General features: G+C 54.3%; 3 rRNA genes. All 3 read right to left on the bottom strand.

Annotated elements, in window-relative coordinates:
• Window positions 1-3: 3 nt before the first annotated feature.
• Window positions 4-121 (bottom strand): 5S ribosomal RNA (gene rrf / locus EWV39_RS13695).
• Window positions 122-246: 125 nt separating this feature from the next.
• Window positions 247-3,375, bottom strand: a 23S ribosomal RNA gene (locus EWV39_RS13690).
• Between the two features lie 402 nt (window positions 3,376-3,777).
• Window positions 3,778-5,310 (bottom strand): 16S ribosomal RNA (locus EWV39_RS13685).
• The 16S, 23S and 5S rRNA genes sit together here, the layout of an rRNA operon.
• Between the last annotated feature and the right edge of the window lie 181 nt (window positions 5,311-5,491).

Below are 5,491 nucleotides of genomic sequence, written 5' to 3'. Positions count from 1 at the left end.
TATTTTCGGCGGTGTCCTACTCTCCCACACACCTCACGGGTGCAGTACCATCGGCGCACAGAGCCTTAACGACCGGGTTCGGAAAGGGACCGGGTGTACCCCTCTGGCCAAAACCACCGAAAAACCTACCGGACCACCCCACACACACCACCACAACAGCAGCAGCACGCACGGGTTGTTATCCCAAAACCATACAGTGAACGCGAACACACACAACACACCTTCAACCAACCCACCACAAAAATGTGTGATAAGCCTTCGGCCTATTAGTACCAGTCAACTCCACGCCTCGCTAGTCGACGCTTCCATACCTGGCCTATCAACCCCGTCATCTACAGGGAGCCTCACACCCCACACGTGGGGCCAGGAAATCTCATCTCGAAGCAAGCTTCCCGCTTAGATGCTTTCAGCGGTTATCTCTGCCGAACGTAGCCAATCAGCCATGCACCTGGCGGTACAACTGACATACCAGAGGTTCGTCCGTCCCGGTCCTCTCGTACTAAGGACAGGCCTCCACAAATTTCCAACGCACGCAGCGGATAGGGACCGAACTGTCTCACGACGTTCTGAACCCAGCTCGCGTACCGCTTTAATGGGCGAACAGCCCAACCCTTGGGACCAACTCCAGCCCCAGGATGCGACGAGCCGACATCGAGGTGCCAAACCATGCCGTCGATATGGACTCTTGGGCAAGATCAGCCTGTTATCCCCGAGGTACCTTTTATCCGTTGAGCGACGGCCATTCCACAATGAACCGCCGGATCACTAGTCCCGACTTTCGTCCCTGCTCGACCTGCCAGTCTCACAGTCAAGCTCCCTTGTGCACTTACACTCAACACCTGATTGCCAACCAGGCTGAGGGAACCTTTGGGCGCCTCCGTTACTCTTTAGGAGGCAACCGCCCCAGTTAAACTACCCATCAGGCACTGTCCCTGACCCAGATCATGGGCCGAAGTTAGACATCCAATATGACCAGAGTGGTATTTCAACAACGACTCCACCACCACTAGCGTGATGACTTCACAGTCTCCCACCTATCCTACACAAGCCACACCGAACACCAATACCAAACTATAGTAAAGGTCACGGGGTCTTTCCGTCCTGCTGCGCGAAACGAGCATCTTTACTCGTACTGCAATTTCGCCGAGTTCATGGTTGAGACAGTAGGGAAGTCGTTACTCCATTCGTGCAGGTCGGAACTTACCCGACAAGGAATTTCGCTACCTTAGGATGGTTATAGTTACCACCGCCGTTTACTGGGGCTTAAATTCTCCGCTTCGCCCACACGGGCTAACGAGTCCTCTTAACCTTCCAGCACCGGGCAGGAGTCAGTCCGTATACATCGTCTTGCGACTTCGCACGGACCTGTGTTTTTGATAAACAGTCGCTTCCCCCTGGTCTCTGCGACCCATACACGCTCCCCACCGCACGGGCAGTTCACGCTCAAGGTCCCCCTTCTCCCGAAGTTACGGGGGCATTTTGCCGAGTTCCTTAACCATGATTATCTCGATCGCCTTAGTATTCTCTACCTGATCACCTGTGTCGGTTTAGGGTACGGGCAACAACAAACCTCACGCCGATGCTTTTCTCGACAGCATAGGATCACCAAATCCCCCCACAAAAAGGGGGTCCCATCACGTCTCAGACCTATAGCGGAGGGCGCATTTAACAACCCCCCGTCCTACACGCTTAGACCACGACAACCACCGCGTGGCTTGGCTACCTTCCTGCGTCACACCTGTTAATACGCTTACCTCACCAGATCAGGTCCCACGCGGAACCACCACACCATGCACTCACTCGAAAGCAAGACACACAGAACATGATGGCCCGAAGTGGTTAGTATCCCCAGCTCGATATGGACGGTTTGCCGTCGGTACGGGAATATCAACCCGTTATCCATCGACTACGCCTGTCGGCCTCGCCTTAGGCCCCGACTAACCCAGGGAAGATTAGCTTGACCCTGGAACCCTTGATCATTCGGCGGATACGTTTCTCACGCATCATTCGCTACTCATGCCTGCATTCTCACTCGCGTAGCCTCCACCACTCGGTCACCCGGCAACTTCACCGGCTACACGACGCTCCCCTACCCAATAACACAAACGCATTATTGCCACAACTTCGGCGGTGTACTTGAGCCCCGCTACATTATCGGCGCAGAATCACTTGACCAGTGAGCTATTACGCACTCTTTCAAGGATGGCTGCTTCTAAGCCAACCTCCTGGTTGTCTCAGCAACTCCACATCCTTTCCCACTTAGCACACGCTTAGGGGCCTTAGTTGATGGTCTGGGCTGTTTCCCTCTCGACAATGAAGCTTATCCCCCACTGTCTCACTGCTGCGCTTACACTTACCCGCATTCGGAGTTTGGCTGACGTCAGTAACCCGATAAGGCCCATCAGCCAACCAGTAGCTCTACCTCAGGCAAGCAACACGCAACGCTGCACCTAAATGCATTTCGGGGAGAACCAGCTATCACAGAGTTTGATTGGCCTTTCACCCCTACCCACAGCTCATCCCCTCCATTTTCAACTGAAGTGGGTTCGGTCCTCCACGCGCTCTTACACACGCTTCAACCTGGCCATGGGTAGATCACTCCGCTTCGGGTCTAGACCGTGCCACTCAAACGCCCTCTTCAGACTCGCTTTCGCTACGACTACCCCACACGGGTTAACCTCGCGACACAGCACTAACTCGCAGGCTCATTCTTCAAAAGGCACGCCATCACACCACCAAAAGGGATGCTCTGACGGCTTGTAGGCACACGGTTTCAGGTACTCTTTCACTCCCCTCCCGGGGTACTTTTCACCATTCCCTCACGGTACTGATTCACTATCGGTCACAAGAAAGTATTTAGACTTACCAGGTGGTCCTGGCAGATTCACACGAGATTTCACGGGCCCCGTGCTACTCGGGAACACCACTGAAGCAGCCACGCCATGATTTCGACTACAGGACTCTCACCCTCTCCGGTACACCTTCCCAGATGCTTCGCCTATCACCACGCGCACCACCACCGGCCAAGTAAGAACCGGTACAGCAGATCCCACAACCCCCATGATGCAACCCCTTACCGGTATCACACACCACAGGTTTAGTCTCATCCGCTTTCGCTCGCCACTACTCACAGAATCATTCGTTATTTTCTCTTCCTGAGGGTACTGAGATGTTTCACTTCCCCTCGTTCCCTCCACACACCCTATACATTCAGATGCGGGTCACTACCCTTCAAACAGGCAGCGGGGTTTCCCCATTCGGAGACCCTCGGATCACAGCCTTGTTATCGACTCCCCGAGGCTTATCGCAGATTCACACGTCCTTCATCGGCTTCTTGTGCCAAGGCATCCACCGTGCGCCCTAAATAACTTAGCCACACACATATGATCAATTGGCATACAAAGATACATCACAATAAATTCGGAAATCACACCACCCTAAAAAGATGATGCGAACCAAAAGATGCTCGCGTCCACTATATAGTTCTCAAACAACAACCCACCCCACCAGAACACCCACACCACAACAGTGCCAGCACCCCGATGACCGGGCAATCCACAAGACAACCACCCACCCACCAACACGAGGAAAAAACCCCGCGCCAGCAGATCGGCTTATTGCCTCAAAACCCAACAGCATGCTTCATTCATCCTGACCACCAGCACCACCCCACACGGGACAGCACCACCAGCCACACACTTCACATTCCACCCATGAGCAAACCACTCGCACAACACTCGTGCACGAACATGGCCAACTAAACGTTGTGCTCCTTAGAAAGGAGGTGATCCAGCCGCACCTTCCGGTACGGCTACCTTGTTACGACTTAGTCCCAATCGCCAGTCCCACCTTCGACGACTCCCTCCACAAGGGTTAGGCCATCGGCTTCGGGTGTTACCAACTTTCGTGACTTGACGGGCGGTGTGTACAAGGCCCGGGAACGTATTCACCGCAGCGTTGCTGATCTGCGATTACTAGCGACTCCGACTTCATGGGGTCGAGTTGCAGACCCCAATCCGAACTGAGACCGGCTTTTTGGGATTAGCTCCACCTCACAGTATCGCAACCCATTGTACCGGCCATTGTAGCATGCGTGAAGCCCAAGACATAAGGGGCATGATGATTTGACGTCATCCCCACCTTCCTCCGAGTTGACCCCGGCAGTCTCCTATGAGTCCCCACCATCACGTGCTGGCAACATAGAACGAGGGTTGCGCTCGTTGCGGGACTTAACCCAACATCTCACGACACGAGCTGACGACAACCATGCACCACCTGTACACCAGCCTCAAAGAGGAAACAACATCTCTGCTGCGATCCAGTGTATGTCAAGCCTTGGTAAGGTTCTTCGCGTTGCATCGAATTAATCCGCATGCTCCGCCGCTTGTGCGGGCCCCCGTCAATTCCTTTGAGTTTTAGCCTTGCGGCCGTACTCCCCAGGCGGGGCACTTAATGCGTTAGCTACGGCGCGGAAAACGTGGAATGTCCCCCACACCTAGTGCCCAACGTTTACGGCATGGACTACCAGGGTATCTAATCCTGTTCGCTCCCCATGCTTTCGCTCCTCAGCGTCAGTAACAGCCCAGAGACCTGCCTTCGCCATCGGTGTTCCTCCTGATATCTGCGCATTTCACCGCTACACCAGGAATTCCAGTCTCCCCTACTGCACTCTAGCCTGCCCGTACCCACTGCACACCACGGGGTTAAGCCCCGGGCTTTCACAGCAGACGCGACAAGCCGCCTACGAGCTCTTTACGCCCAATAATTCCGGACAACGCTTGCGCCCTACGTATTACCGCGGCTGCTGGCACGTAGTTAGCCGGCGCTTCTTCTGCAGGTACCGTCACTTTCGCTTCTTCCCTGCTGAAAGAGGTTTACAACCCGAAGGCCGTCATCCCTCACGCGGCGTCGCTGCATCAGGCTTGCGCCCATTGTGCAATATTCCCCACTGCTGCCTCCCGTAGGAGTCTGGGCCGTGTCTCAGTCCCAGTGTGGCCGGTCACCCTCTCAGGCCGGCTACCCGTCGTCGCCTTGGTAAGCCATTACCTCACCAACTAGCTGATAGGCCGTGAGCCCATCCAAGACCAGTACAAAACCCTTTCCACCACCACCCAGGCAGGTGATAGTGCATATCCGGTATTAGACCCAGTTTCCCGGGCTTATCCCAGAGTCAAGGGAAGGTCACTCACGTATTACTCACCCGTTCGCCACTCATCCACACCCAGCAAGCTGGGTGCTTCAGCGTTCGACTTGCATGTGTTAAGCACGCCGCCAGCGTTCGTCCTGAGCCAGGATCAAACTCTCCGTTACAAAACAAAAAGCATGAACACCCTGGACTCAACAAAAAAACACGTCAACGCACGGTTACGGGGTAACCGTCGTCAACGATCATCTGATGCTGATAACCAATGGTTATTCACCAATAAAATAAAATTTGGTATGAAGCATTCAGATGAACAAAGCACACTATTGAGTTCTCAAACAACAAACC

It is taken from the genome of Rothia halotolerans, assembly GCF_004136635.1.
Classification (GTDB): domain Bacteria; phylum Actinomycetota; class Actinomycetes; order Actinomycetales; family Micrococcaceae; genus Rothia; species Rothia halotolerans.
This window is presented reverse-complemented; position numbering and strand designations above follow the sequence as displayed.